Source organism: Lysobacter ciconiae (assembly GCF_015209725.1).
GTDB classification, from domain to species: domain Bacteria; phylum Pseudomonadota; class Gammaproteobacteria; order Xanthomonadales; family Xanthomonadaceae; genus Novilysobacter; species Novilysobacter ciconiae.
Genome location: NZ_CP063656.1, coordinates 226,989 through 249,742, shown reverse-complemented (window position 1 = coordinate 249,742; position 22,754 = coordinate 226,989). Strand labels below are relative to the sequence as shown.

Annotated in this window: 20 protein-coding genes; 12 read left to right on the top strand and 8 right to left on the bottom strand. The window is 69.9% G+C overall.

Features of this window, described 5'->3' with window-relative positions:
• Positions 1-44: 44 nt before the first annotated feature.
• From asnB to INQ41_RS01095, 3 genes are all read left to right on the top strand, one after another.
• A complete protein-coding gene (asnB, locus tag INQ41_RS01105; RefSeq protein WP_193985491.1) occupies positions 45-1,955 on the top strand; it encodes an asparagine synthase (glutamine-hydrolyzing) in 1,911 nt (636 codons plus the stop codon).
• A 127-nt stretch (positions 1,956-2,082) separates the two neighbouring features.
• Positions 2,083-3,027: a glycosyltransferase family 2 protein gene (locus INQ41_RS01100; RefSeq protein ID WP_193985489.1), complete on the top strand. Its 945-nt coding sequence runs from the start codon at positions 2,083-2,085 to the stop codon at positions 3,025-3,027.
• The gene (locus INQ41_RS01095; protein ID WP_193985487.1) at positions 3,024-4,148 is read left to right on the top strand and encodes a glycosyltransferase family 4 protein; all 1,125 of its coding nucleotides are present in this window, start codon (positions 3,024-3,026) and stop codon (positions 4,146-4,148) included. Before INQ41_RS01100 ends, INQ41_RS01095 begins: the two co-directional genes overlap by 4 nt.
• On the opposite strand, the gene rsmB is transcribed toward INQ41_RS01095, so the two are convergent.
• From rsmB to def, 3 genes are all read right to left on the bottom strand, one after another.
• Positions 4,131-5,462, bottom strand: coding sequence for a 16S rRNA (cytosine(967)-C(5))-methyltransferase RsmB (rsmB, locus tag INQ41_RS01090; RefSeq protein ID WP_193985485.1), 1,332 nt, complete (start codon positions 5,460-5,462; stop codon positions 4,131-4,133). The two genes, INQ41_RS01095 and rsmB, sit on opposite strands and share 18 nt — an antisense overlap.
• 7 nt (positions 5,463-5,469) lie before the next feature.
• Positions 5,470-6,393: a methionyl-tRNA formyltransferase gene (fmt, locus tag INQ41_RS01085; protein WP_193985483.1), complete on the bottom strand. Its 924-nt coding sequence runs from the start codon at positions 6,391-6,393 to the stop codon at positions 5,470-5,472.
• A 72-nt stretch (positions 6,394-6,465) separates the two neighbouring features.
• Positions 6,466-6,978 (bottom strand): peptide deformylase, encoded by a 513-nt coding sequence (def, locus tag INQ41_RS01080; protein WP_193985481.1) that lies wholly within the window; start codon positions 6,976-6,978, stop codon positions 6,466-6,468.
• A 170-nt stretch (positions 6,979-7,148) separates the two neighbouring features.
• Here def and INQ41_RS01075 point away from each other — a divergent pair, with 170 nt between their 5' ends.
• From INQ41_RS01075 to INQ41_RS01045, 7 genes are all read left to right on the top strand, one after another.
• Positions 7,149-8,300: a LysM peptidoglycan-binding domain-containing protein gene (locus tag INQ41_RS01075; protein ID WP_193985480.1), complete on the top strand. Its 1,152-nt coding sequence runs from the start codon at positions 7,149-7,151 to the stop codon at positions 8,298-8,300.
• A 95-nt stretch (positions 8,301-8,395) separates the two neighbouring features.
• Positions 8,396-9,640: a DNA-processing protein DprA gene (gene dprA, locus INQ41_RS01070; RefSeq protein ID WP_193985478.1), complete on the top strand. Its 1,245-nt coding sequence runs from the start codon at positions 8,396-8,398 to the stop codon at positions 9,638-9,640.
• Between the two features lie 75 nt (positions 9,641-9,715).
• Positions 9,716-10,204: a DUF494 family protein gene (locus INQ41_RS01065; protein ID WP_193985476.1), complete on the top strand. Its 489-nt coding sequence runs from the start codon at positions 9,716-9,718 to the stop codon at positions 10,202-10,204.
• 209 nt (positions 10,205-10,413) lie between these two features.
• Complete coding sequence (locus tag INQ41_RS01060; RefSeq protein WP_193985474.1) at positions 10,414-12,942, top strand: DNA topoisomerase I; 2,529 nt, start codon at positions 10,414-10,416, stop codon at positions 12,940-12,942.
• 63 nt (positions 12,943-13,005) lie between these two features.
• On the top strand, positions 13,006-13,584 hold the full coding sequence (locus INQ41_RS01055; protein WP_193985472.1) for an L-threonylcarbamoyladenylate synthase: 579 nt from the start codon (positions 13,006-13,008) through the stop codon (positions 13,582-13,584).
• Positions 13,585-13,629: 45 nt separating this feature from the next.
• Positions 13,630-14,445, top strand: a complete 816-nt coding sequence (locus INQ41_RS01050; protein WP_228076651.1) for a DUF4124 domain-containing protein — start codon at positions 13,630-13,632, stop codon at positions 14,443-14,445.
• Positions 14,442-15,182, top strand: coding sequence for a DUF4124 domain-containing protein (locus INQ41_RS01045; protein ID WP_193985470.1), 741 nt, complete (start codon positions 14,442-14,444; stop codon positions 15,180-15,182). Before INQ41_RS01050 ends, INQ41_RS01045 begins: the two co-directional genes overlap by 4 nt.
• 11 nt (positions 15,183-15,193) lie before the next feature.
• On the opposite strand, the gene alr is transcribed toward INQ41_RS01045, so the two are convergent.
• Together alr and INQ41_RS01035 are read right to left on the bottom strand one after the other, a co-directional pair.
• Positions 15,194-16,282 carry an alanine racemase gene (gene alr, locus INQ41_RS01040; protein WP_193985468.1) on the bottom strand — a complete coding sequence of 363 codons (1,089 nt, stop codon included), beginning with the start codon at positions 16,280-16,282 and terminating at the stop codon, positions 15,194-15,196.
• Complete coding sequence (locus INQ41_RS01035; RefSeq protein ID WP_193985466.1) at positions 16,282-17,568, bottom strand: D-amino acid dehydrogenase; 1,287 nt, start codon at positions 17,566-17,568, stop codon at positions 16,282-16,284. Before INQ41_RS01035 ends, alr begins: the two co-directional genes overlap by 1 nt.
• A gap of 148 nt (positions 17,569-17,716) precedes the next feature.
• On the opposite strand from INQ41_RS01035, the gene INQ41_RS01030 reads away from it, so the two are divergent.
• Positions 17,717-18,196, top strand: coding sequence for a winged helix-turn-helix transcriptional regulator (locus INQ41_RS01030; RefSeq protein WP_193985464.1), 480 nt, complete (start codon positions 17,717-17,719; stop codon positions 18,194-18,196).
• Positions 18,197-18,219: 23 nt separating this feature from the next.
• Here INQ41_RS01030 and INQ41_RS01025 read toward each other — a convergent pair whose 3' ends face one another.
• Positions 18,220-18,999 (bottom strand): SDR family oxidoreductase, encoded by a 780-nt coding sequence (locus INQ41_RS01025; RefSeq protein ID WP_193985462.1) that lies wholly within the window; start codon positions 18,997-18,999, stop codon positions 18,220-18,222.
• A 78-nt stretch (positions 19,000-19,077) separates the two neighbouring features.
• Between INQ41_RS01025 and INQ41_RS01020 the strand changes: the two genes are divergently transcribed.
• The gene (locus INQ41_RS01020; RefSeq protein WP_193985460.1) at positions 19,078-19,308 is read left to right on the top strand and encodes a hypothetical protein; all 231 of its coding nucleotides are present in this window, start codon (positions 19,078-19,080) and stop codon (positions 19,306-19,308) included.
• A gap of 91 nt (positions 19,309-19,399) precedes the next feature.
• Here the strand turns inward: INQ41_RS01020 and sppA are convergent, their stop codons facing one another.
• Positions 19,400-21,286 (bottom strand): signal peptide peptidase SppA, encoded by a 1,887-nt coding sequence (gene sppA, locus INQ41_RS01015; protein WP_193985458.1) that lies wholly within the window; start codon positions 21,284-21,286, stop codon positions 19,400-19,402.
• Positions 21,287-21,351: 65 nt separating this feature from the next.
• Positions 21,352-22,743, bottom strand: a complete 1,392-nt coding sequence (locus INQ41_RS01010; protein ID WP_228076744.1) for an MATE family efflux transporter — start codon at positions 22,741-22,743, stop codon at positions 21,352-21,354.
• Positions 22,744-22,754: the final 11 nt, after the last annotated feature.

The window sequence follows — 22,754 nt, the reverse complement described above, 5'->3', positions numbered from 1 at the left end:
CCCGCGCCACCCACCCGCCGCGCGCGGAAGGCTGAGGGCGCGCCATGTGCGGCATCGCCGGCGCCTGGACGCCCACCCCGCGTGACAGTGCCGAGGAACTGGCGGCGCTGGGCACCCGCATGGGCACCGCCATCGCCCATCGCGGCCCGGACGATGCCGGCGTCTGGAGCGATCCCGCCTCCGGCCTGGTGCTCTCGCACCGCCGCCTGGCGATCGTCGACCTGAGCCCGGAAGGCCATCAGCCGATGGTATCGGCCGACAGCCGCTGGGTAATCGCCTTCAACGGCGAGATCTACAACCACCGCGAGCTGCGCGCCGAGCTCGCCGCGCTGGGCCAGCGCTTCCGCGGCCACTCCGATACCGAGGTGCTGCTCGCCGCCATCGCCCAGTGGGGGGTGCAGGCGGCGCTGGAGCGCGGCAACGGCATGCTCGCGCTGGCCGCGTGGGACCGCCACGAAAAAGTGCTGTGGCTGGCCCGCGACCGGGTCGGCAAGAAGCCGCTGTACTACGGCTGGGCCGATGACGGCAGCTTCGTGTTCGGCAGCGAACTGGCGGCGCTGCGCGCGCATCCGGCGCTGTCGGGCGAAGTCGATCCGGACGCGCTGGCCCTGCTGCTGCGGCTCGACTACATCCCCGCGCCGCACGCGATCCTGCGCGGCGTGCACAAGCTCGCCGCCGGCCGCGTGCTGCGCATCGATGCGGGCACGATGCGCGCCGGCAACAGAAGCTTCGACCCGATCAACGGACCCATCAGCTGGTGGAGCAGCCGCGACCGCCAGCGCGCTGCGATCGAGCGCGGCTTCGCCGGCGACGAGACCGCGGCGCTGGCCGAGCTGGATGCGCTGCTGCGCGACGCGACCGCACTGCGCATGGAGGCCGACGTCCCGCTGGGCGCGTTCCTGTCCGGCGGCACCGACTCCTCGCTGGTCACCGCGCTGATGCAGGCGCAGTCCAGCCGGCCGGTGCGCAGCTTCTCGATCGGTTTCGACAACGCCGTCCACGACGAGAGCCGCTACGCAGCCGCCGTCGCCCGACATCTGGGCACCGACCACACGCCGCTCCACGTCGACGGCGCCGCCGCGCTGGAGCTGGTCCCGCAGTTGCCAACGATCTTCGACGAGCCCTTCGCCGACTCCTCGCAGGTGCCGACCGCGCTGCTCTGCCGGCTGGCGCGCGAGCACGTGACGGTAGCGCTGTCCGGCGACGGCGGCGATGAGCTGTTCTTCGGCTACGGCCGTTACGCGCGCGCGCTGCGCAACGAGCAGCGCCTGTCCCGCCTGCCGCGTCGCCTGCTGGCCCGGCTAGCCGGCGATCCCGGCGAACGTGCGCGTCTTGGCGGACTGGCGGCACTGCGTGCCGAACTCGCCGCCGGCGACCTGCAGGGGCTGGCGCGGCAGCGGGTAACCCGCTGGCGGAGGTCGGAGGACGTGGTGATCGGCGCGCGCCGCCTGCTCACCGCCTACGACGATCCCGCCGCGATGCCCGGCGTCGGCACCGGCGCGGACGCGCTGATGCAACTGGATTTCACCTGCTACCTGGCCGAGGACATCCTGACCAAGGTTGACCGCGCCAGCATGGCGGTCGCGCTGGAAACCCGCGCGCCGCTGCTGGACTGGCGCGTCGCCGAGTTTGCCTGGTCCCTGCCGCTGTCGATGAAGTGGCACGACGGCGAGCTCAAGCACCTGCCCAAGCGTCTGCTCACGCGCTACCTGCCCAATGACCTGGTCTACCGTCCCAAATCCGGCTTCGGCGCACCGGTTGGTGACTGGCTGCGCGGGCCGCTGCGCGACTGGGCCGAGGCCCAGCTCGACGAGCGCCGCCTGCGCGAGGAAGGACACTTCCACCCCGCTCCGATCCGCGCAATCTGGCGCGAATTCCTCGCCGGCCAGCGCAAATGGCACACCCACCTGTGGGGCGTGCTGATGTTCCAGGCGTGGCGCGGGTCGCAGGATTGACCGGGTCGGCGCCCTGCAATCCGGCGCGGTTTACCGGCGCTGGCGAGAACCTTTGCAGAAATGCATCGCCCGGAGTTGCTACAAAGGGCGTCCCTGAACAAGTGCCCGGCCTCACCGGGCTTAGTGCATGCCCTCCCAGACCCGCTTCTCCGTCGTCATCACCAGTTACAACTACCGCGACTACGTCACCGCCGCCGTGGATGGCGCATTGGCGCAGACGCATCCTCCCTGCGAGGTGATCGTGGTCGATGACGGCTCCAGCGACGGATCGGCGCAGTTGCTGCGCGAGCGCTACGGCGAGGATCCGCGGGTAAGCCTGGTCTGCCAGGACAATGGCGGCCAGCTCTCGGCCTTCCTGGCCGGACTGCGCCGTGCCCGCGGCGAGATCGTCTGTTTCCTCGATTCCGATGACCACTGGAGCCCGGGCTACCTGCACAAGCTGGCCGAGGCCTACGCGTCGGGCGAGGCCGACTTCGTCATCTCCGACATGCAGGTGTTCGACCAGGAAAGCCGCGTGATCGGCTACGGCACGGCGCCGGTGGACTTCGGCTACACCGCCATCAGCACGGCGGTCACCGGCTGCTGGTACGGAGCGCCCACGTCCGCGCTGTCGATGCGCAAGACCTGGGCACAGCGATCGCTCGACCTGCCCGAGCGCTTCGTCGAGCGCTGGAAACTTTCGGCCGACAACTGCCTGGTCTACGGCGCCAGCGTCCTGGGTGCGCGCAAGCTCTACCTGCCCACCGCCGAGGTGCACTACCGCATCCACGGCAACAACGGCTGGTGGGCCAACCGCGGTCCCGGCCATGCCTACCGCAACCGGCTGGACTGCCGCGTCCTGATCGACCACTACGCGCGGACCGCCGCGATCGGCGCGTGGGCGCCCGAACTGGCCAAGCTGGAGTTCCGCACCAAGCCCGCTCCTTCCTGGCCCGAGACCCGACGCTACGCGTCCATCGCGCTGCGCGGCGACGCGCCGTGGTGGCGGCGGGCGGAGCAGGCGCTGGCCATCGTCGGATCGCGCCTCGGCGGACGCAAGGCCGAGAAACCGGTGCCCGCCCCGGTCCAATGAAGCTCCTGCTGACCAACTTCCATGACGGCGACGGCGGCGGTCACACGACCTACCTGGCGTCGCTGGCCAAGGGACTTGCGGCGCGCCACGGGGTCTTCGTCTGCGTCGCCGCCCCGCCCGGCAGCCGCCTGCTGCGCGAGGCCGGCGCACTGCCCGGGGTAGCCACGCTGGCCCAGCCCTTCCCGAACGGCCTGCGCCGCCTGGGGGCGATCCGCCGCGCCCGCAAGGCGCTGGCAGCGCACCTGCGCGAGCAGGGATACGACCTCATCCACGTCAATGGTTCGGCCGACCATCGGCTGGTACTGGCCGCGATGCGCGGGTTGCCCGGACCACCCCGCCTGGTGCTGACCAAGCACAATTCCAAGCCGATGCAGGGCCTCGGTCACTGGTGGCGCGCGCGCCGCACCGACCAGCTGATTGCGGTCAGCGACTACACCCGCCGCGCCCTTGCCGACACCGCCTACGCCCGCTGCCGCCTGGCGACCGTGCACAACGGCATCGATACCGACTTCTACTCGCCATGGCCGGCCGACCGCGCGCGCGCGGAACGCGACGCACGCTTTCCCGATTCACCCGCGCTGGTGCTGGGCAGCAACGCCGGCACCGCCGACTACAAGGGCTGGATGGACCTGGTGGAGGCCATCGCGCTGCTGCCGGCGGCACAGCGCGAACAGGTGCGCGTGCTGCTGGCCGGTCGCCCGCCATCGGCCGTCTCGATGGCGCGGGTCGACGCGCTGGGGCTGCGTGGGCAGGTGCATTTCGCCGGCCTGCTGGACGATGTCCGGCCGATGATCGCCGCGATCGACGCCGGCTTTGTGCTGTCCTGGGACGTGGAGACGATCTCCTTCGCCTGCCGGGAGATGATGGCGATGGGCAAGCCGGTGCTGGTGAGTGACTACGCCGGCCTGCCGGAAAATATCCGCCCGGGCGTGGATGGCTGGGTCACGCCGGTGCGCGATGTGGCGGGGATCGCCGCCGCAATCCAGAGGCTGCTCGAGCAGCGGGCCACCTTGCCGGCCATGGGCGAGGCGGCGCGCGCCCATGCGCTGGAGGAATTCGGCATCGATCGCTTCGTCGACCGCACCGAGGCGGTGTACCGCGAGCTACTCGCCGCCGATTAAAGCCGGCGCCTTGCGCAGGCGCGCGTAGAAAAACCCGTCCATGCCGTCCTCGCCGGGCAGGCGTTGCCGGCCATGGGCTTCGCTGACCGGCGAGCGGCCGAAGCTTTCGTCCAGCGGTTCGGCGCGCGCATCGGTGGTGCGGGCAAGGAAGGCGGCGATCTGGCGGTCGTTCTCGTCGCGCAGGATCGAGCAGGTCGTGTAGACCAGAGCTCCACCCGGCGCCACGGTTTGCCACAACGCGTCCAGCAGTCGGCCCTGTAGCGCGACCAGATGGTCGATGTCGGACTCGCGCCGGTGCAGCAGCACGTCGGGCTGGCGGCGGATGATGCCGGTCGCCGAGCACGGCGCGTCGAGCACGATGGCATCAAAGGGTACGCCGTCCCACCACGCCGCCAGATCGGTGGCGTCGGCCGCCAGCAGCGTGGCATCCGCGCCCAGCTTCAGGCGGCGCTCAAGCGTCGCCTGGACATGGCGCAGGCGGCGCCGGTCGATGTCCAGCGCAGTCAGTTCGATGCTCGGTTCACGTTCCAGCAGATGGGCGGCCTTGCCACCGGGCGCGGCGCAGGCGTCCAGCACCCGCATCCGGCCCCGCACTGGCATCGCGTCGATCACGCGCTGCGCGGCGCCGTCCTGCACCGACACCCGGCCTTCGGCAAAGCCGGGCAAGCCGGCGACGGGCACTGGCGCGTCGAGGCGCAGGGCATCGTCCAGCCCTTCCACCACGGCGCCTTCGATTCCCGCTGCGGCCAGCTCGTCGCGATACGCATCGCGAGCGCCCTGTTGGCGATTGACCCGCAGCCACATCGGCGGCGCCTGCTCGCTGGCGGCCAGGATCGCCGCGGCGTCTGTAGGCCAGTCGGCCTCGATGCGCGTGCGCAGCCAGGCCGGCCAGTGCGCGTGGGATTCCGAAGCAGGCAGGCTTTCGCGCAGGGCGCGGCGCAACAGGGCGTTGACCAACCCGGCCTGGTGGTCGCGGCCGAGGCCGCGCGCCGCCTCCACCGTCGCCGCGACCGCCGCGTGCGCCGGCAGTCCCATCGGGTCGAGCTGGGCGAAACCGACCAGCAGCAGCGCCCGCAGCTCGCGATCTCGACGCGCCAGCGGCCGCGGCATCCACGCCGCCAACGCCGCGTCAAACCGCGCCGGCTGGCGCAGGACGGCCAGGCAGATTGCCTCCACCAGCGCGCGGTCGCGCGGGTCTTCCAGTTCCTGCTGCGCGCCCGCCAGCTCGGCCTTCAGCGAGCGTCCGTGATGCAGGACGGCGTCCAGCACGCGGGTGGCGGCAATGCGCGGCTGGCTGCCCGGGGTGACGGTCATGGACGCATCAACCGCCGATGACCAGGTCGCGGCGCCCGTTGAGATAGTCGGCCGCGGTGATCGCCTTGCCGCCGTCGCGCTGCAGCACGCGCACGCGCAGGCTGCCTTCGCCGCACGCCACGTCGATGCCGTCGCGACCCGCGGCGAGGATGGTGCCCGGCTCCGCGTCGTGCTCTCGCGGCACGGCGACCGCGGCGTGCAGGCGCAGGCGCTCGCCGCCGATCACCGCCTCCGCCATCGGCCACGGATTGAACGCGCGCACCTTGTTGGCCAGCTCGATTGCCGGGCGATTCCAGTCGAGCTTGGCCTCGGCCTTGTCGAGCTTGTGCGCGTAGGTGACGCCGCTATCGGGCTGCGGCTGCGCTTGCGGACGCAACCCGCCACGCAGCAGGCCCAGGCCGTCAGCCAACACCTGTGCGCCCAGCTCCGCCAGCCGGTCGTGCAACTGGCCGCCGGTTTCATCGGCGCGGATGTCGATGGTCTGCGACAGCAGCACCGGACCGGTGTCGAGGCCCTTCTCCATGCGCATCAGGCACACGCCGGTGCGGGTGTCGGCCGCCTGGATGGCGCGCTGGATCGGCGCCGCACCGCGCCAGCGCGGCAGCAGCGAGGCGTGCACGTTCCAGCAGCCCTCGGCGGGGATATCCAGCACGGACTGCGGCAGGATCAGGCCGTAGGCCACGACCACCAGAAGATCCGGCGCCAATGCAGCCAGTTCGTCACGCGCGGCGGCGCTGCGGAAGTTCTCCGGCTGGTAGACCGGAATACCCAAATCCTGCGCCACCCGCTTCACCGGGGAGGGCGCCAGCCCACGGCCGCGGCCGGCAGGCCGGTCGGGCTGGGTGTAGACGGCGACAACTTCGTTGCGGTTGGCCGCTGCGCGCAGGCTGGGCACGGCGAAATCCGGGGTGCCGGCAAAGACGATTCTCATCGGGCCATCTTACAGCCGGGGTGCCTGCGACCGCGCATGCCCGGACCCCGGCCTGGACAGCCGGCCGGGGACTCAGGCGGCGTTGCGGCGCGCCTTGGCCAGCTTCTTGCGCACCATCTCGCGCTTGAGCGGGGACAGGTAGTCCACGAACAGCCTGCCCAGCAGATGGTCCATCTCGTGCTGGACGCAGACCGCCAGCAGGCCGTCGCAGTCCAGTTCGAAGGACTCGCCCTCGCGGTCCAGCGCCTTGACCGTGATCCGCTCGGCGCGGGTCACCTCGGCAAAGATCCCGGGCACCGACAGGCAACCCTCCTCGTGCACCTCTTCGCCTTCACTGGCGAGGATCTGCGGGTTGATGAACACCATCGGCGTGTCGTTCTCCTCCGACACATCGATCACCATGAAGCGCTGGTGCACGTCCACCTGGCTCGCCGCCAAACCGATGCCGGGTGCGTCGTACATGGTTTCGAACATGTCATCGAGCAGGCGCTGGAATGCCGGCGAACCGATCTGCGACGGATCGACGTCGGTCGCGACGGTGCGCAGGCGCGGATCGGGAAATTCGAGGATCGGTAACTGGGCCATGGCTCTATAAATGGGGGCGTGGATCACATCCACAAGATACCGGGTCATTATAACGCGGCCGTGGCGGTGCTTTCGCTTGCAATGACGCCATTCATCTGGGATATAGTGAGCCGCCCGCGTCGCTTTATGACGCCCGGGCGCACCTGCATGGGGAATCAGGTATACCTATTATGTTGAAGCCGATCCGCACGGTCGCTACCGCTGCGTTGCTGACAATTGCCACCTTTGCCATGGCTGCCGGGTTGCGCGGGGATCACCCCGACACCTATGTGGTCAAGAAGGGTGACACCTTGTGGGACATCGCCGGAACCTTCCTCCAGAAACCCTGGCTGTGGCCGGAAATCTGGCAGGCCAATCCGCAGGTGGAAAATCCGCACCTCATCTATCCCGGCGACGTATTGTCGCTGGCGTACCTGAACCGCGTCACCGCCCAGCCCGGCCCGCGCCAGCTGGCTCCGGTTACCGGCGTGCCGCTGTCGCAGATCGAGCCGTTCCTGAAGGACCTGCGGGTCGTCGACGAAATCGACAGCCTGCCGCACGTGGTCGGCCTGGAAGAGGACCGCCTGCGCAGCGCCAAGGGCCAGGTCGTCTACATCAAGGGCCTGCCGGGCGCCGTCGCCGGCCAGCGCTATGCGGTGGTGCGTCCGACCCAGCGCTACGCCCGCCTGGACCGGACCATGTGCTGCGACATCTTCGATGCCGCCGACCTGGACAACCGCGGCCGGCGCACGATTGATTTCGAGCGCCACTGGACCAACGTGGTCGTGCCCGACCACGGATCGGAAATCCTCGGCTACGAGCTGATGCAGCAGGCGACCGGCACGGTCACCCGCGGCGAAGTGGGCGGCATCGAAGCCACCACCATGGTGCTGGACGACAGCGGCCGCGAAGTGCGCATCGGCGATCGCCTGATCCCGGTCGCGGCGCAGCCGTATGACCTGCAGTTCTTCCCGCACCCGCCGCGCCAGCAGTTCGATTACGGCCGTGCGCGCGTGTTGGCGGTGGCGGACATGCTGCGCACCGGTGGGCCCCGCGACGTGGTCGCCCTGTCGGTCGGCGCCCGTGACGGCGTGGACAACGGCACCGTGTTCTCCGGCTGGCGCGTGGGCAGCGAGGTGGTCGACCGCATGAGCACCGGCAGCGGCTGGGATCGCAGCGAGGACAGCTTCGGGCGTGCCAATCGCGTGCGCCTGCCGGACGAGTTCGCCGGCCACCTGATGGTGTTCCGGACCTTCGACAAGGTCAGCTACGCACTGGTGATGGAGGGCATCCGTCCGATCCAGGTCGGGCACGAGCTCAAGCACCCCGACGCGCCGTATTGATCCGGCAGCACCGACCCGCGCGGTAGGGAATTTCCTACCGTGATCAGCGACGGCACCCGAGGGTGCCGTCGTCGTTTCTGTCCGATGCTCGCGGGATGGACGATTTCGCTGCTTCCGATGCCGCTACTGCCCCTTCTACGCCGGTCGACCGCAACGATGGTGCGCGCAACCACGCCCTGCTCCGGCTGCTGGACTGCACCGGGCCGGCCGCGCCGCGCCGCAACCTGCTGACCCGGACATCGCCGGAGAGCGCACTGGCCGCCGGGCCCTCGCTGTGGCGGGCGATCGGGCTGCAGGCCCGGCAGGTGGCGCAGCTGCAGATGCCGCCCGGCGACGCGGTGGAGCGCGCGCTGGACTGGCTGGCCGCGCCCGATCACCACCTGATCGGCTGGGACGATCCGGACTACCCGCCATTGCTGCGGCACGCGCAGAACCCGCCCCTGGCCCTGTTCGTGGCCGGCGATCCCACCCTGCTGTGGCTGCCCGCCGTTGCCATCGTCGGCAGCCGCTCGCCGACGCCGGGCGGCGCGGACAACGCCCGCGAGTTCGCCCGGGTACTCGCCCGCCAGGGCCTGATGATCGCCAGTGGGCTGGCCGCCGGCATCGATACGGCCGTCCACGAGTCGACCCTGGCCGCCGGTGGCGACACCGTGGCCGTGCTCGGCACCGGTCCGGACGTTCCCTACCCGCGGGCGAACACCGCGCTGCATGCGCGCATCGCCACGGGGGGCGCGGTGGTCAGCGAGCACCTTCCGGGCACCGGCGCGCGCCGCGAGCATTTCCCCAGCCGCAACCGGATCCTCGCCGGCCTGTGCCTGGGCACGCTGGTGATCGAGGCGGCCTACCGCTCCGGTGCGTTGATCACCGCGCGCCTGTCGGCAGAGTGCGGGCGCGAGGTGATGGCCGTGCCCGGCTCGATCCACAACCCGCTGGCGCGCGGCTGTCATCGGCTGATCCGCGACGGCGCCTGCCTGATCGAGAGCCCGTCGGATGTCGCCGACCTGCTGGCCCCCGCCATCAGCGCGCAGGCCAGCCACTTGCGCAAGCGCCTGGCCACCCCCAGTTCAGGGGAGTCGGCCCCTTCGCGCGACACGCAACTCCCGCCCGACCCGTCACCGCCGCCGGCCTCCCGCCGCGAATCCGCCCACCCCGCACCACCTAGCCAAAACGACGGTGACCACCACATTTTGTGGCAGGCCCTCGGTCACGACCCTACCGATATGGATCAACTCGTTCAGCGCACCGGATTGACGCCTGCACGCCTGTCATCCATGCTGCTGCCGCTGGAGCTGGAGGGTCGAGTGGTCGCGCAACACGGCCGCTTCCATCGCCATCGATGATCCGTCGCGTGACGGTTCGACGGTCCCAAGCAACTCCTGACCCACCGCGCCGCCTGCGGCGCAGGCCGAGGGGAAATGAAAGAAAGCATTCTGGATGTCCTGCTGTACCTGTTCGAGCACTACTTCACTGAAGATGCGGACCTCGTCCGCGACCGTGAAAACCTGCAAAGCGGGCCGTTGTTCGAGGAACTCGGCCAGGCAGGCTTCAGCGCTGCCGAGATCAACAAGGCCTTTGAGTGGCTGGATGCACTGGCGCGACAGCGGCCGGCGCCCAGTCCCGTGCGCGCCGATCGGCCCACGCGTGTCTACGCGGGGCCCGAGCTGGACCGGTTGGACACCGACTGCCGCGGCTTCCTGCTGTTCCTGGAGCAGCACGGCGTGCTCGACGCGGGCCAGCGCGAGCTGGTGATCGACCGGTCAATGGCGCTGGACCAGCACGACATCGACCTGGATGACCTGAAATGGGTGGTCCTGATGGTGCTGTTCAACCAGCCCGGAAGCGAGGCGGCGTATGCCTGGATGGAAACCCAGATGTTCGAGGAAGAGCCCGACCCCGTGCATTGAGCGGCGTGACCATTAATACTGTGCGCGCCACGACCGGACCTGCTCCGGCCGTTTGCCGCGGACAAGGCTTGACAGCAGCGCCCGCGGCGTGATTCCACTGGCAAGGTCATTTCGACGTCCGTGCTCCCGCCGCGGGCGTCTGCTTGCTTGTGCTTACTCCCGCGCAGCCTCCACGGCGCGCACCCGCCCCCACTACAGGCTCTGCCGCGATGGCCAAGAACCTCCTCATCGTCGAATCGCCCGCCAAGGCCAAGACGATCAACAAGTACCTCGGCAAGGACTTCATGGTCCTGGCCTCCTACGGTCACGTGCGTGACCTGATCCCGAAGGAAGGCGCGGTCGATCCCGAGGCCAACTTCGCGATGCGCTACGACCTGATCGAGAAGAACCAGAAGCACGTCGAGGCCATCGCCAAGGAAGCCAGGAAGGCCGAGGCCGTGTTCCTGGCAACCGATCCGGATCGCGAGGGTGAGGCGATCAGCTGGCATATCGCCGAGATCCTGCGCGAGCGCGGCCTGCTGGAGGGCAAGCCGCTGAAGCGGGTGGTGTTCACCGAGATCACCCCGCGGGCGATCAACGAGGCGATGGCCAATCCGCGCGACATCGCCAGCGACCTGGTCGATGCGCAGCAGGCGCGCCGCGCGCTGGATTACCTGGTCGGCTTCAATCTGTCCCCGGTGCTGTGGCGCAAGGTCCAGCGCGGCCTGTCCGCCGGCCGGGTGCAGTCGCCGGCGCTGCGCATGATCGTCGAGCGCGAGGAAGAGATCGAGGCGTTCAAGGCGCGCGAGTACTGGTCGATCGTGGCCGACTGCCTGCACCCCTCGCAGGCCTTCAACGCCCGGCTGATCAAGCTGGACGGCAAGAAGTTCGAGCAGTTCACGATCACCGACGGCGATACCGCCGAGGCCGCCCGCCAGCGCATCGTCGGCGCCGCCGGTGGCGCGCTGCAGGTCACCGACGTGGTCAGCAAGGAGCGCAAGCGCCGCCCGGCCGCTCCCTTCACGACCTCGACCCTGCAGCAGGAAGCCGCGCGCAAGCTCGGCTTCACCACCAAGCGCACCATGCAGGTCGCGCAGAAGCTCTACGAGGGCGTCGCCCTGGGTGGCGAGGAAGGCACGGTCGGCCTGATCAGCTACATGCGTACCGACTCGGTCGCCCTGTCGCAGGATGCGGTCGCCGAGATCCGCGACGTGATCGCCCGCGACTACGGCATCGGCGCGGTGCCCGACCAGCCGGTGACCTACAAATCCAAGGCCAAGAACGCGCAGGAAGCCCATGAGGCGGTGCGCCCGACCTCCGCGCTGCGCACGCCCGCGCAGATGGCCAGCTTCCTGGAAGACGACGCGCGCCGCCTGTACGAACTGATCTGGAAACGCGCCGTCGCCAGCCAGATGGTCCCGGCCACGCTCAACACCGTCTCGGTCGACCTGGCCGCGGGCGGCGAGCACAGCTTCCGGGTGTCGGGCACCACCGTGATCGACCCGGGCTTCCTGGCCGTCTATGAGGAGGGCAAGGACACCAAGGCCGAGGATGCCGACGACGAGGGCCGCAAGCTGCCGCCGATGAAGACCGGCGACCGCATCCCGCTGCAGCAGGTCAATGCCAACCAGCACTTCACCGAGCCGCCGCCGCGCTTCTCGGAAGCCTCGCTGGTGAAGACCCTGGAGGAATACGGCATCGGCCGGCCCTCGACCTATGCATCGATCATCGCGACCCTGCTGTTCCGCCAGTATGTCGAGCTGGAGAGCCGCCGCTTCCGGCCTACCGACGTCGGCCGCGCGGTCAGCAATTTCCTCTCCGGCCATTTCAGCCAGTACGTGGACTATGACTTCACCGCCAAGCTCGAGGACGAGCTGGATGCGGTGTCGCGCGGCGAGGAGGACTGGATTCCGTTGATGGAACGCTTCTGGACCCCGTTCAAGGAAATGGTCGACGACAAGATGGAGTCGGTCGACCGCAGCCAGGCCACCGGCGCGCGGGAGCTGGGCACCGATCCCAAGACCGGGAAGCCGGTCAGTGTGCGACTGGGCCGCTACGGGCCCTACGCCGCCATCGGCAGCACCGCCGAGGACGCCGAGGACAAACCCAAGTTCGCCTCGCTGCGGCCCGGCCAGAGCATGCACACCATCAGCCTGGAGGATGCGCTGGAGCTGTTCCTGATGCCGCGCCACCTGGGCCAGGACAAGGGCGAGGACGTCAGCGTCGGCATCGGCCGCTTCGGGCCGTTCGCCAAGCGCGGCGCGGTCTACGCATCGCTGAAGAAGGAAGACGACCCGTACAAGGTCGACCTGGCGCGCGCGGTGTTCCTGATCGAGGAGAAGGAAGAGATCGCGCGCAACCGGATCATCAAGGAGTTCGAGGGCAGCGAGATCCAGGTGCTCAACGGCCGCTACGGCCCGTACCTGAGTGACGGCAAGCTCAACGGCAAGATCCCCAAGGACCGCGAGCCGGCCTCGCTGACGCTGGAGGAGGTGATCCAGCTGATGGAGGAAACCGGCAAGCCGATGCGCAAGGGTTTTGGCAAGAAGGCCGCCAAGAAGGCGCCGGCGAAAAAGGTGGCCAAGAAGGCGGCCGCCAAGGCCCCGGCGAAGAAGGCCGCGAAAAAAACCGTCAAGAAAGCGACAAAGAAAACGGTAAAAAAGGCCGCGAAAAAAACCGTCGCCAAGAAAGCCGCCACCAAATCGGCCACGACCGCCGCAGCGAAACCCGCCGACAAGCCAGCCGCCAGCACCAGCTGAGCATCGATTGACCGCGGTTCAAGCGCTCCCGGCGATATCGTCGGGAGCGTTATGCTGGCCGCCATGCCCGTCCCTTCCTCCGCTGCCACCTGCGACCTGCCATCCGCCGTGCGCGTCCTGCGCGGCGGAGGTGTCATTGCCTACCCCACCGAAGCGGTGTGGGGGCTGGGCTGCGATCCCTTCGACCAGACCGCGGTACGGCGTCTGCTCGAGGTCAAGCAACGCCCGGTGGAGAAGGGTCTGATCCTGATTGCCGGCGCACTGGCGCAGCTGGACGGACTGGTCGACTGGTCCGGCTTGGCAGCGGAGCGCTGCGTTGAGGTGCGGGCCAGCTGGCCCGGTCCGCACACCTGGGTGGTGCCCGCCACCGCCGCCGTCCCGCGGGTGATCACTGGCGATCACGACAGCGTCGCGGTCCGCGTCAGCGCCCATCCGACGGTCGTGGCCCTGTGTGCGGCGTGGGGCGGCGTGCTGGTCTCAACCAGTGCCAACCTCGCCGGCCAGCCGGCGGTGACCGCGATCGATCAGCTCGACCCGGAGCTGCTGGCGCGGATCGACGCGGTGCTTGCCGGCGAGCCCGGTGGTCGCGCCACGCCCAGCACGATCCGGGACGCCCGCACGGGTGCCGTGCTGCGCGCCTGAGCCCGGCCGCTTCCGCCGCAGCCGGCGTGCGGGCAAGATGCGTCCATGAATCCCTTTCCGCGCGACGCGTTGATGCCACTGCTGGCGACGTTCATACTGGCGATCGGCTTCGCGCTGCCCGCTCCCGCAGCGGCCCATTCGGACGGCGACCAGGTCACGATCTACCGCTGCACCGACGCCGAGGGCCGGCTGAGCCTGCGCGACTCGCCCTGCCGCCGTGGGGAGCAACAGGAGACACGGGGAATGCAACGCCCGCAGGACCCGCCCGCACCGCCTCCCGGCGCAGCCTCGGCGCCCCCGCCGACGGTGCTGGTCATCCGTGAGCCCGAGCCGGCCCCCGCGCTGGTCCGGATCGCGCCGCCTCCGGTCTACCGCTGCAGCACGCCGGACGGCGAGGAGTACACCAGCGACTCGGCGGACGGCAATCCGCGCTGGGTGCCGCTGTGGACGCTCGGCTATCCGGTGATCGTCGGTCCCGGCTACGATCACCACCCCGGACATCACCCGGCACCGCCGGTGCGGCCGGCCGCCGGCACCGGGTACGGAACCGACCGCGGCCCGGTCGCCACGGGCCGGCCCGGCTTCAAGTTCGACAGTGTCGGCCGGCCCACCCCCGTGCCGTCCAGCAGCCAGCCCGGCGTGCCGGACCGCCTGCCCACGGCCGGCGTCATCCAGGGACCGGGGACATGGATCCGCGACTCCTGCGTGCAGATCGCGCAATCGGAGGTCTGTGCCGACCTGCGCAACCGCCGGACCCTGCTGACTCGTCGCTACAACAGCGCGCTGCAAAGCGAGCGTCGACAGATCGACGCCGAGAAGCGCCGCATCGATGAGCGCCTGGACAGCGGGTGCCGGCGGTGATCCGCGGTCTTCTTCTGGCCGCGGTGCTTAACCTTGCCGCGGCGCCCGCCCTGGCCCAGGACGCGGTGGTGATCTACCGCTGCACGGATGCCAGCGGCGCGGTCAGCGTGCAGAACGACGTCCCGTGCCCCAAGGGCAGCCAGCAGCAGCGGCGGGTAATGGAGACCGCCGCGCCGGCCTCCATCGCTGCGATGCCGGTGGCGCCATCAGCGACCCCCGCCCCGACGTCGACCGAGCCAGCCCTGCCCGCGCTGGTGGCCATGCCGGCGCCAGCCGGGAGCGGTTCCGAGGGCGCGTCGCCGGTTGCGGGTACCGCCGCCGCTGCGGGCGAGACGACCGTCGCCAGCGGCGCGCCCGACGCCGCTGGCGACGGCGGCGCTGCCAAGCCTGTCGATGCCACGCCTGCCCAACCACCGCCGCCGCTCTTCAGCTGCCGGACCTGGGACCGCCAGGAGTACTTCAGCGATGACCCGGTCCCGACCCGTCGCTGCGCGCCACTGCGCGTGTCCGGCCTGGACGGCAGCGCCGGCGTTGGCCAGGCGTCGGCGTGCGAGTACGTGACCGACACCTGCGCCCCGGTTCCCGACGCCGCCCTGTGCAGTCAATGGCACCGGCACGCGCATGACACCCGCGCCAGGCTGCTGTTCGGTCGCGCCGAGGATCCGGCGGCGACCCGCATCGAGCTAAAGCGGATCGAGGCGCTCATCCACGCCAGCACCTGCCGCGTCGCAGACTGAGGCCGCGGCCCTTATTCGCCGAGGTAGGTGCGCGGCACGCGCTTGAGGCCGCACAACAGCCGGTAGGCGCTGGTCGCGCCGCGCTCGGTGAGGTCGCTGGCACGCACGTGCTTGCCCCACAGCTCAACCCGGCTGCCCATGCCGGCGCCCGGATGGCCGTCCAGGTCGACGGTCAACATGTCCATCGACACCCGGCCGATCACCTGCCCGGGCCGGCCATCTATCCACACCGGGGTGCCGTTGGGCGCGAACTGCGGATAGCCGTCGGCATAGCCGATCGCGACAACGCCGACCCGCGTCGGGCGTTCGGTGACGAAGCGCGCGCCGTAACCCACGGGCTCCCCCGCCGGCAGGTCGCGCACGGCGATGATCTGCGACTCCAGCGTCATTACCGGTCGCAGCCGGTCGGCTTCCGGGTGCGGATTGGCGAAAGGCGAGGCGCCGTACAGCATCAGGCCGGGCCGGGCGAACTGGGCGCGGGTCGCCGGCCAGCCGAGCAGGGCCGGCGAGTTGGCCACGCTTGCGGTCAGTTCGCTGCCGCCCGGGCCCTGGCCGGCAACGACGCGCCGGAAGGTCGCCAGTTGCTCCGCCGTACGCGCGCTGTCGAGCTCGTCGGCGCGGGCGAAGTGGGTCATCGTCACGATCTCGGCCACCTGCGGCAGGGCCTGCAGGCGGCGCAGGCAGTCTCGGTATTCATCCGGCGCGAGGCCCAGCCGGTGCATTCCGGTGTCCAGCTTCAGCCAGACGTTCAGTGGCCGCGCCAGGCGTGCGCGCTCGATCGCATCGATCTGCCATTGCGCCTGGACCACGCACCACAGGTCGTGACGGTCGATGAGGGCGAGCTCATCGGCTTCGAAGAATCCCTCCAGCAACAGGATCGGCGCGCGAATGCCGGCCTCGCGCAGCTCCAGCGCCTCCTCAATGCAGGCCACGCCGAAGCCGTCCGCCTCCGGTTCCAGCGCGCGCGCGCAACGCACCGCGCCGTGCCCGTAGGCATCGGCCTTGACCACCGCGATCGCCTTGTGGCCGCCCAGCTCGCGCGCGAGCCGGTAATTGTGGCGCAGCGCGTCCAGGTCGATGCAGGCGCGAGCCGGGCGCATCAGGCGGCGCCTCCGGGCCGGACCACCCGGCTGCGGCCGTAGCGGGAGATGTCGAGCCCTTCGCTGCTGATGCGCGGTGCCTGGCCGGCGATCAGGTCGGCCAGGTAGCGCCCCGACCCGCAGGCCATGGTCCAGCCCAGCGTGCCGTGGCCGGTGTTGAGGTAGAGGTTGTCCAGGGCGCTGGGACCGACCACCGGGGTACCGTCGGGCGTCGCCGGGCGCAGGCCGGTCCAGAATTCCGCCCGCGCCAGGTCGCCGCCCTGCGGGTAGAGGTCGTTGACGACCTTCTCCAGCGTTTCCCGGCGGCGCGGGTTGAGACCCAGGTCGAACCCGGCCAGCTCCGCCATGCCGCCGACGCGGATGCGCTCGTCAAAGCGGGTCACCGCCACCTTGTAGCTCTCGTCGAGCACCGTCGAGGTCGGTGCCATCGCCGGATCCGTGATCGGCAGGGTCAGCGAGTAGCCCTTCAAGGGGTAGACCGGGAGCTTGATGCCCAGCGGCTCCAGCAGCGGGGTCGAGTAGCTGCCCAGCGCGACGACATAGCGATCGGCGCGCTCGATGCGGCCGTCGATGCCGACCCCCGTCACCGTCCCGCCGGAGGCCTCGATCCGGTCCACCGTCGCGCCGAAGCGGAACTCGACCCCGACGTCGCGCGCCATTGCCGCCAGCCGGCGGGTGAACAGTTCACAATCGCCGGTCTCGTCATGCGGCAGGCGCAGCGCGCCGACCAGCGAGTCCATCACCGGCGCCAGCGCCGGCTCCACGCGCACGATGCCGGCGTGGTCGAGCAGCTCGTACGGCACGCCGTACTCCGCCAGCACCGCGATGTCCTTGGCCGCATCGTCCAGTTGCGCCTGGGTGCGGAACAGCTGCACCGTGCCGAGCTGGCGACCTTCGTAGGCGATGCCGGTACTGGCGCGCAGCTCGTCCAGGCAGTCGCGGCTGTACTCCGACAGGCGGACCATGCGCGCCTTGTTGACCGCGTAGCGACTGGCGGTGCAGTTGCGCAGCATCTGCAGCATCCACAAGTACTGGCGCGGGTCCAGGCCGGGCTTGATCGCCAGCGGCGCGTGGCGTGAGAACAGCCATTTGAGGGCCTTCAGCGGGATGCCCGGCGCGGCCCAGGGCGAGGCATAGCCCGGCGAGATCTGACCGGCATTGGCGAAGCTGGCTTCCCGCGCCGGCGCCGGCTCCCGATCCACCACCGTCACCTCGAAACCCGCCTGCGCCAGATACCACGCGCTGCATGTGCCGATGACGCCACTGCCCAGTACCAGTACCCGCATGTCAGCCGCCCGCCCACTTGATCGTCATCCGCCCAGGGTGGCGGGAACCCAGGCGGGGAGTATAGGAACGAAGCGTCGGGCATGTTGCCTGTAATTTCAGGCAACTGCAGGCAGAATCACCGCCATTCACGCATCAAACAGGAAACCCATGCCTGCCCATCCGCGATCCATGGATAAAATCGACCGCAAGATCCTGCGCGTGCTGCAACAGGACGGGCGGATTTCCTTCACCGAGCTGGGCGAGCGGGTCGGCCTGTCGACCAGCCCCTGCACCGAGCGGGTGCGCAGGCTGGAGCGCGACGGCGTCATCACCGGCTACCACGCGCGACTGGACCCGCACCTGGTGGGCGCCGACCTGCTGGTGTTCGTGGAGATCAGCCTGGCCTACAAGTCCGGCGACGTGTTCGAGGAGTTCCGCAACGCCGCGCTACGCCTGCCCAACGTGCTGGAGTGCCACCTGGTGTCGGGCGACTTCGACTACCTGATCAAGGCGCGCATCTCGGAGATGGCGTCGTACCGCAAGCTGCTGGGCAGCACCCTGCTGACCATGCCGCACGTGCGCGACTCCAAGAGCTACATCGTGATGGAGGAGGTCAAGGAGACGCTGAGCCTGCCGCTGGACGGCTGAATCGCCACCACGCGTGCCCCGGCTCAGAACCCGTAACGCAGGAACCCGCCGTCCACTGCGATGCACTCGCCGGTGACGTAACTGGCCGCGGGCAGGCACAGGAAGGCGACGGCGGCGGCGACCTCCTCGGGCTCGCCGATCCGGCCCAGCGGCGTGCGATCGAGCACCTCGTCCAGGTAGTCCGCATCGGCCAGCGCGCTGGAGGTGCGGCGGGTGCGGATGTACCAGGGGGCGACCGCGTTGACCCGGATGCCGTCCTCGGCCCACTCCACCGCCAGGTTGCGGGTCATCTGGTGCATCGCGGCCTTGCTCATGCCGTAGGGCGCGCCGGTGCGCACGTGGGTCAGTCCCGACACGCTGCCCACGTTGACGATGCTGGACGCGGCGTGCCGGGTCAGCAGCGGGTGCAGGTGGCGCGAGAGCTCGAAGGCGGCGAACACGTTGACCTCGAAGATCGCCCGCCACTCCGCGTCGTCGTAGTCCGCGGCCAGGCGGCTGAGGTTGGCGCCGGCGTTGTTGATAAGGATATGCAGGCCGCCATCGCCTTCCTGCTCGACCCACTCCAGCAGCTCACGCCGATCCTCGTCGATGCCCACGTCGCCGGCGAATACCTGCACGTCGCGCTGCGGAAAGTCCTCCAGCAACTCGCTGCGGGCATCGTCCAGGGCGCCGCCGTCGCGCGCGGCGAGCAGCACGTCCGCGCCCAGACCCAGCAACTCGCGGGCGATCGCCCGGCCGATGCCGGCACTGCCGCCGGTGACCAGGGCCAGTTGGCCGTCAAGGCGCCAACGCTTGGGATCCATGTGTGCTCCTGTGGCCGCCAGCGGCGACGCTCGACCCGGCGCGCTAGGATAACCCCCGGGCCCCAGGAGGACACGACGATGCCGGACAAGCCGACCATCCTGCTTTCAAGCTGCGCGATGCTGTTGCTGCTCGCCGCGTGCAACCGGCCGCCGGTAGAACCGGAACAGCCGCCGGAGCCCAGGGCCGCGGGCCACACCGCGGCCAGCCGCGCGCTGCATGAACCGCTGGACAAGGCCAAGGCGGTGGAAGACGCCACTTTGAAGGCGGCCGAAGCACAACGTCAGGCGATCGAGGCTGCTGGCGGCTGACGGGTCTGCGCTGCGGCGCTCAAACCCCGTCACAGTCAGGCCGTCGACGACCCGATCGGTCCGCCGACGGCCGTCGTGACCGCTGGATCGATTAATCCAGCGCGCAGAAGCAGTAAGCCAGCGCCTTCACCGGCACGCCCGCGGTCGGGGTGATGGCGTCTTCCAGCAGCTTCAGGTCGGCCCGGGTGGCCGGCAGCGCGCGCGCCACCAGCCCCCGGGCAAGGTCGGAATCGCGCAGCAGCAGGCCGGCCAGGCGGGTTTCGGCGAAACCGCCGAACCACTGTTCAAACGGGGTGCCGGTCTTCTCCACGTAGGTGACCGCGTAGTCGCCCTCGTCCAGCTCGACCCGCTTGGCCGCGTCCACGATCGCCGACTTCAGATCACCCAGCTCGTCGACCAGGCCGCGGTCCTTGGCCTGGGCACCGCTCCAGACGCGGCCACGGGCGATCTCGTCGACGCCGTCGACCGGCTTGCCGCGCGCGTCGGCAACCTTGCCGATGAAGTCGCGGTAGCCCTTGTCGATGACCGACTGGATGACCTTTCCGACCTCCGGATCCAGCGGCCGGCTGATGTCGAACGCGCCGGCCAGCGGGGTGGTTCCCACGCCGTCGGTGTGGATGCCGATCTTGTCCAGCGCGCGCGGGATGGTCGGGATCATGCCGAAGATGCCGATCGAGCCGCTGATGGTGGAGGCGTCGGCGTAGATACGGTCGGCGTTCATGCTGATCCAGTAACCGCCCGAGGCGGCCAGGTCGCCCATCGAGACCACCACCGGCTTGCCGGCGGCCTGCAGGGCCACGACCTCGCGGCGGATCTGCTCGGAGGCGAACACCTCACCACCCGGCGAGTTGACCCGCAGCACGACCGACTTCACCTCATCGTCGTCGCGCGCCTGGCGCAGCAGGGCGGAGGTTGAATCACCACCAATCGTGCCCGGCGGCTGGTCGCCCCCGGTGATCGAACCGGCCGCCACCACGACGGCGACCTTCGGCCGCCGGTCCGGGGAAAGCTTGCGCGCGGCATCCAGATGGCTCAGGTAGCCGTCCATCGAGACACGGCGGAACCCGCCCTCGGCATCGGCATCGGCCACGCCGCGCTCGACCAGTTCGTCCTGCACCTGCTCGCGCGTCTTCAGGCCGTCGACCAGCTTGTGCTGCAGCGCGTACTCGGCCAGATCGCCGTTCACCGCGGCAATGCCTTCGGGCAGCAGGTTGATGTCGGCGGCGATCACGGCCGGGTCCTGCTTGCGCGCGCGCCCGAGGTCGGCCAGGAAGCGCTGCCAGAGGTCGTTCATCCAGTACAGGTCGGCTTCCTTGGACTCCGGCGACGCGGCGTCGAGCACGTACGGCTCGGCGGCCGACTTGAACTCGCCGACCTTGAACAGGTGCACGTCCACGCCGAGCTTGTCCTGCAGCCCTTCGCGGTAGTACTGGCGGTAGCGCCCCAGCCCTTCCAGCAACAGGCCGCCCATCGGGTCGAGGTAGATCTCGTCAGCCTCGGCGGCGATCAGGTAGTTGGACTGGTCCATGCCTTCGGAGAAGGCGACCACCTGCTTGCCGCCGGCGCGCACGCGGGCGACCGCGGCGGCGATTTCGCGGCGCGAGGCCATGCCGCCACCGGACAGCCGGTCCAGCTGCAGAACGACGCGCTCGATACGCTTGTCCTCGCCGGCCTTGTCCAGGGTGCGGACCACGTCGCGCAGCTGGATTTCACCGCCCTTGGCGCCCATCGCTTTCATCAAGGCGCGGGTGGCCTGGTCGGCACTGAACTGCTCCACCAGCCGACCTTCGGGCGCAATCACCAGCGTGGTGCGCTCCAGCAGGGGCTCGCTGCGGTCACCGCTGCCGATCGCGGCCAGGATGATGAACAACAGGGTGAAGAACACCAGGTTGAAGATCAGCCGGCGGGTGAAATTCATCGCGTCCCACAAGCCGATGAAGAAACGCGCGATCGGGCCGCGGCGCTGGACCTGGTTCATTGCAGACACTCCATGACGATTTTGCGAGGGTAACCGCTGGGGCGGTCCTGTACATCCACCATTGGTCACCCCGGGAGGCGGTTTGCGCCCGGCAACAGCGCGCGCAGATGGCGGTCGCGGCTGGAGCGCCAGAACCGCCAGCCCATCAGCACCGAGGCCACGCACAGCCCGCCGATCAGGCCCAGCCACATCCCGCGCGGGCCCATTGCCGGCGTAAAGCCGCCCACGCCCAGGCCCAGCACCGCGCCCAGCGGCATGCCCACGCCCCAGTACGCAAACGCGGCGATCAGCATCGGCACGCGGGTGTCGCGCAGTCCGCGCAGCGCACCGGCGGCGATGACCTGGATGCCATCGGGGAACTGGAACGCCGCCGCGTACAGCAGCAGCGCGGCCGCCAGCGCCGCGACCTGCGCATCGCCGGTATAGAAACCCACCACCACGTGGTTGCCAAGCAACAGGGCGAGCGCCGACAGCGCCTGGGTGCCTAGCACGATGATGAATCCCGCCCAGGCCGCGCGGCGCACGGCGGTCGGATCGCCGCGGCCCACGGCGTGTCCGACCCGGACGGTGGTCGCCTCGGCCAGGCCCAGCGGGATCATGTAGCAGAGGCTGGCGACGTTGATCGCGATCTGGTGCGCCGCTACCGGCACCTCGCCGAGCCGGCCGATCAGCAGCGCGGTGGTGATAAACAGGCCGCCTTCCATGGCCACCGTGACCCCGATCGGCAGGCCGGTCTGCAGCAGGCCGCGGATCGGCGGCCACTGCGGAGCATCCCAGCGGGCGAACAGGCGCAATCCAGCGAACCGGCGCGCGCGACGCAGGTAGAACAGGAACGCCAGCGCCTGCATCCACATCATCAGCGCCGATGCGACGCCCAGCCCGCCGGCGCCGCGGCCGGGAATGCCGCCCACGCCATAGGTCAGCGCGAACCCCAGCGGCACCAGCAGCACGAGCCCGCCGAAGCCGAACAGCATCGTCGGCAGGGTCCAGTGCAGCCCGTCGCAGAGGTAGCGCATGCACAGGTAGAACGTCAGTGCGGGCACGCCCCAGCGGATCCCGTGGAGGAAGTTGCGCGCGCCGTCGCGGATGCCCGGGGCAATCCCCATCGGTTCAAGCGCCATGCCGACCACGCTGAGGAAGGCGAACAGCGCCAGGCCCAGACCCAGGGCCAGCCACAGGGCCTGCCGGAACAGCGCACCGATCTGGTCACGGCGGCCGCTGCCGTCCAGTTGGGATACCGCCGGTGGCAGCGACATCAGGGTTCCCATCGGCACCATCATCGGCAGCCAGAACAGCGCCGTGCCGACCGACACCGCTGCGAGCGTTGCGGTGCCGTGGTGGCCGGCGATCACGCTGTCGACAAAACCAATCAGGCCGGTCGAGACGTGACCCAGCACCAGCGGGGCGGCCAGCCGGCCGGTGCGGCCGACCTCGGTACGGAGGCGCGAGGACGGCAGGGCCGCGACCG

Bases quoted from the DNA above. Each gene is read 5' to 3' on its own strand.
- fmt (WP_193985483.1), bottom strand. From the start codon at position 6,393: ATGAGAATCGTCTTTGCCGGCACCCCGGATTTCGCCGTGCCCAGCCTG.
- INQ41_RS01050 (WP_228076651.1), top strand. From the start codon at position 13,630: ATGAATCCCTTTCCGCGCGACGCGTTGATGCCACTGCTGGCGACGTTC.
- INQ41_RS01030 (WP_193985464.1), top strand. From the start codon at position 17,717: ATGCCTGCCCATCCGCGATCCATGGATAAAATCGACCGCAAGATCCTG.
- INQ41_RS01035 (WP_193985466.1), bottom strand. From the start codon at position 17,568: ATGCGGGTACTGGTACTGGGCAGTGGCGTCATCGGCACATGCAGCGCG.
- INQ41_RS01095 (WP_193985487.1), top strand. From the start codon at position 3,024: ATGAAGCTCCTGCTGACCAACTTCCATGACGGCGACGGCGGCGGTCAC.
- dprA (WP_193985478.1), top strand. From the start codon at position 8,396: ATGGACGATTTCGCTGCTTCCGATGCCGCTACTGCCCCTTCTACGCCG.
- sppA (WP_193985458.1), bottom strand. From the start codon at position 21,286: ATGAACCAGGTCCAGCGCCGCGGCCCGATCGCGCGTTTCTTCATCGGC.
- INQ41_RS01075 (WP_193985480.1), top strand. From the start codon at position 7,149: ATGTTGAAGCCGATCCGCACGGTCGCTACCGCTGCGTTGCTGACAATT.
- INQ41_RS01065 (WP_193985476.1), top strand. From the start codon at position 9,716: ATGAAAGAAAGCATTCTGGATGTCCTGCTGTACCTGTTCGAGCACTAC.
- asnB (WP_193985491.1), top strand. From the start codon at position 45: ATGTGCGGCATCGCCGGCGCCTGGACGCCCACCCCGCGTGACAGTGCC.
- INQ41_RS01020 (WP_193985460.1), top strand. From the start codon at position 19,078: ATGCCGGACAAGCCGACCATCCTGCTTTCAAGCTGCGCGATGCTGTTG.
- rsmB (WP_193985485.1), bottom strand. From the start codon at position 5,462: ATGACCGTCACCCCGGGCAGCCAGCCGCGCATTGCCGCCACCCGCGTG.
- alr (WP_193985468.1), bottom strand. From the start codon at position 16,282: ATGCGCCCGGCTCGCGCCTGCATCGACCTGGACGCGCTGCGCCACAAT.
- INQ41_RS01100 (WP_193985489.1), top strand. From the start codon at position 2,083: ATGCCCTCCCAGACCCGCTTCTCCGTCGTCATCACCAGTTACAACTAC.
- INQ41_RS01060 (WP_193985474.1), top strand. From the start codon at position 10,414: ATGGCCAAGAACCTCCTCATCGTCGAATCGCCCGCCAAGGCCAAGACG.
- INQ41_RS01025 (WP_193985462.1), bottom strand. From the start codon at position 18,999: ATGGATCCCAAGCGTTGGCGCCTTGACGGCCAACTGGCCCTGGTCACC.
- def (WP_193985481.1), bottom strand. From the start codon at position 6,978: ATGGCCCAGTTACCGATCCTCGAATTTCCCGATCCGCGCCTGCGCACC.
- INQ41_RS01055 (WP_193985472.1), top strand. From the start codon at position 13,006: ATGCCCGTCCCTTCCTCCGCTGCCACCTGCGACCTGCCATCCGCCGTG.